The following is a 3,441-nucleotide window of genomic DNA, read 5'->3' as shown; positions in this document are numbered from 1 at the left end:
TTACCTTAACCCTACCCGGAATTGCTGGTTTTATCCTTAGTATCGGTATGGCAGTTGATGCCAATGTGCTGATTTTTGAGCGGACACGGGAAGAATTACGTGCTGGTAAGACCTTGTATCGCTCAGTAGAGTCAGGGTTTTACCGAGCATTTTCTAGTATTTTAGATGCAACTGTGACCACATTAATCGCCTGTGCAGTACTGTTTTGGCTAGGTTCAGGTCTAGTGAAAGGCTTTGCCGTAACCCTAGGCATTGGGGTAGGAATCAGTATGTTTACCGCCGTGACCTGTAGTCGAACCCTGATGCTCGTAACAGTTTTAGGACTTCCAGGGGTACGTCAGAAACCAGAACTATTCTGCCCGAATTTACCAACCCAATAGTTTATAAATTAGGAAATAGGAAGTAGGAAATAGGAAGTAAGAAGTGTAATTAAAGGGTTTGGATAAAGCGTTTAGTTGACCATGATTTGGTTCAACTAAAAAATCTATTTAATCCTTCATCCTAGTTGTGGATAACTTTGTGGATAAAGGGTTTAGTTGACCATGCTCCGGTTCCATCAACAAACCCATTTCATAATTCCTAATTTATAGCAATCCTAAATTAAATTAATTGTGATAATTTGATTACCTACTCCCTACTCCCTACTCCCTACTCCCTACTCCCTACTCCCTACTCCCTACTCCCTACTCCCTACTCCCTACTCCCTTTGCTATATAAGGATTTATCAATAAAAAAGTCAATATGAAACTTAATGTAATTAAAACGCGATCGCTTTGGTGGAGCATCTCAACCGGCCTGATTACGGTCGGTATCCTTGCCATGGTGATTTCTTTTATTCAACTAGGAGCCCCTTTACGGTTAGGTCTGGATTTCGTTGGTGGTACCCGCCTACAGCTAGAGAGAGACTGTACTCAACCCGGAAACTGTGACCAACCCATCGATTTGGCTCTGGTACGGGAGGTGATGACAGCACAAGGTCTTGGCAATAGCAGTATCCAAATACTAGGGGAAGAAAAACAAGCCCTGACAATTCGGACTAAAACATTAGATGTTGAACAACGCACCCAGTTGCAAACTGCTTTAACCGAGCGTCTTGGTGTTTTCGAACCCAAATCTACTCAGATTGACACCGTTGGTCCCACCTTGGGCAGGCAACTGTTTATTTCTGGCTTAATCGCTTTGTTTATGGCCTTTGTGGGCATCTTTGTCTACCTTACCTTCCGATTCGAGTTTGACTATGGCCTATTCGCTTTCGTTGCCCTGTTCCACGATGTCTTAATCGCTATTGGTCTTTTCTCTATCCTAGGTTTAGTGCTAGGGGTAGAAGTCGATACCTTATTTGTGGTTGCCCTATTGACAATTATTGGTTTTTCTGTTAATGATACTGTGGTGATTTACGACCGGGTGCGAGAAGTAATTAAACTCAAGCCAGGTCAACATATCAATCAAATTGTAGAGGATGCTGTTAATCAAACCTTAACCCGCTCCATCAATACCACCTTAACTACCTTGCTACCCCTGTTAGCCATCTTGCTGTTCGGGGGAGAAACCCTAAAATTCTTTGCCTTAGCACTAATTATTGGTTTTACAGCAGGCTCTTACTCCAGTATTTTTATTGCAAGTACCCTCTTAGCTTGGTGGAGAGAGCGCACTGGTAAAGCTCAGTCTGTAGTCGAGGTTGCAGTTAATCCAGAAAAGGAGGGGAATCCAGTGATTGAAGCAGAATTTTCTGATGAAGTTTAGTTCTATAGCAATTCTCTCTACCATGAGGTACAAAGCGATCCCCCATTTACCTTAAAAAGGGGGACTTTGAGGTTGAGAAGCATACCTCATAAATGCAATAAAAGCTATAATTTTCAATAGTCTTCTGATCATGGAGCAGCCAGGTAGCCCAAGAAGAAAAATTACCCTTGACCCCATCTTTGAGGCCAGGGTAAAACGATTACATCAAATAACTGTTTATGGTAGGTGGGTTTTCGTAGGCATCCTCTGGATAACTGTTGCTCCATTAAGCCTGTGGGGTTGGCACTATGAAATTTCCCTGATGCGATCGCATTTTACCTGGGCAGTACTCCGGTATAGTATTATCTACAACCATCTGCCTGCAATAGGTCTGGCTATCTGTATTGGCACAACTTTAGCCGTCTTAGTTTGGCAAAGTCGCAATATTTTATTTGGATTACCACCCTTAGAACAGAAACGTCTGGAGCAACAAGTACAGCGGATTTGTCAGCAAGGCCCCACACACCCACTCTGGAAGTGGGTGTGTGGCTCTTGAATTAAACGACTATATCCTCCTCAACAATAAAATCTGCCGCTGTGAGCTGACTCGCGGAGACCCCGAACACCTGTGCTAAGACTTCGCCATTGGCAGTAATAGTAGTCGCGCCCATATCAGCAATTGCCAGCTGATCAAAGGTCAGATCTCCACCTAACTTGAACATATCGATTCCATCTTCAAAACTAAACACAGTATCTGTTCCCTCACCAGGGTTCAAGACATAGGTGTCAATGCCCCCTGCGCCAGATAAGATATCATTGCCTAATCCGCCTTCTAAGATATCATCACCGTTGCCACCAAACAGGGAGTCATTACCCTCAGCACCGATCAAGGTGTCTGAGTTTTCTCCCCCAGACAAGTTATCATTACCAGCTCCACCATCTAGGAAGTCTCCATTAGTCCCACCATCAAGGACGTCATTACCGTCACCACCGAGCAAGGTGTCTGAGTTATCTCCTCCAACCAGGCTATCATTACCAGCTCCACCGTCGAGTAAGTCATTACCTGAGTTACCCTCTAGGGTATCGTTGCCATTACCCCCAAGCAAGGTATCATTCTGGAAAGTACCAATCACCGTCGAGTCATTATCTTGGATGGTAATCAGAGTAGCTACCTCACTTACGTTGTTGAAAGCTAAACCATCATCAACCACAAACTGGATAATGCGACCAGAGGCATCAGTCACACCAGATGTGTTTTCATACTCTAGGGTGTTGAGGACTTGCTGGTAATTTTGGATGGTATCTACCCCACTTAAGGAAAGGATACCATTGTTGGCATCGAAGTTAACCGCAATCAGGGTATCAGTGTTGTCAACAGTCAGCAGTTCCTCTGTGGGATTGAGCAGATTGGCAATTTTTACTGTTGCGCCAACCAGAGTGGTGTTATTAGCATCACTCAGAGTCAATTTGTTATCTGGGAACAGTGCAAGCTGATTACCGGTAAATGTGACAGTAGCATCAATGCCGTCTGTATCTGGATCTGGGGCAGCTGGAATAGCTGGGGCAGCAGCAATAATTGGCTCGGGAGCTGGATCAGTAGTGGTATCTGGATCGGGATCAGGTGTGGTATCTGGATCGGGATCAGGTGTGGTATCTGGATCAGTATCAGTAGTGGTATCTGGATCAGTATCAGTAGTGGTATCTGGATCAGTATCAGTA

At 44.3% G+C, this 3,441-nt stretch carries 5 protein-coding genes; 4 read left to right on the top strand and 1 reads right to left on the bottom strand.

What is annotated here, in order from left to right; translation table 11 throughout:
- The 4 genes from F6K37_RS35150 to F6K37_RS35135 all read left to right on the top strand — a co-directional run.
- On the top strand, positions 1-380 hold a 380-nt coding region (locus F6K37_RS35150), incomplete at its 5' end, for an MMPL family transporter (protein WP_287255482.1).
- Between the two features lie 239 nt (positions 381-619).
- Positions 620-745: a hypothetical protein gene (locus F6K37_RS35145; protein ID WP_287255481.1), complete on the top strand. Its 126-nt coding sequence runs from the start codon at positions 620-622 to the stop codon at positions 743-745.
- Positions 742-1,743: a protein translocase subunit SecF gene (secF, locus tag F6K37_RS35140; protein WP_287255480.1), complete on the top strand. Its 1,002-nt coding sequence runs from the start codon at positions 742-744 to the stop codon at positions 1,741-1,743. Before F6K37_RS35145 ends, secF begins: the two co-directional genes overlap by 4 nt.
- A gap of 130 nt (positions 1,744-1,873) precedes the next feature.
- Positions 1,874-2,278, top strand: a complete 405-nt coding sequence (locus F6K37_RS35135; protein ID WP_287255478.1) for a hypothetical protein — start codon at positions 1,874-1,876, stop codon at positions 2,276-2,278.
- 1 nt (position 2,279) lies between these two features.
- On the opposite strand, the gene F6K37_RS35130 is transcribed toward F6K37_RS35135, so the two are convergent.
- Positions 2,280-3,441: calcium-binding protein (locus tag F6K37_RS35130; RefSeq protein WP_287255476.1), on the bottom strand; the 1,162-nt coding region annotated here is incomplete at its 5' end.

Source organism: Moorena sp. SIO4E2 (assembly GCF_010671945.1).
Classification (GTDB): Bacteria; Cyanobacteriota; Cyanobacteriia; order Cyanobacteriales; family Coleofasciculaceae; genus Moorena; species Moorena producens.
Note: the sequence above shows the minus strand (reverse complement) of the source record. Positions and strands in the feature narration are given on the sequence as shown.

Coding starts and splice junctions, on each gene's coding strand:
- secF (WP_287255480.1), top strand. CDS start 742: ATGAAACTTAATGTAATTAAAACGCGATCGCTTTGGTGGAGCATCTCA.
- F6K37_RS35135 (WP_287255478.1), top strand. CDS start 1,874: ATGGAGCAGCCAGGTAGCCCAAGAAGAAAAATTACCCTTGACCCCATC.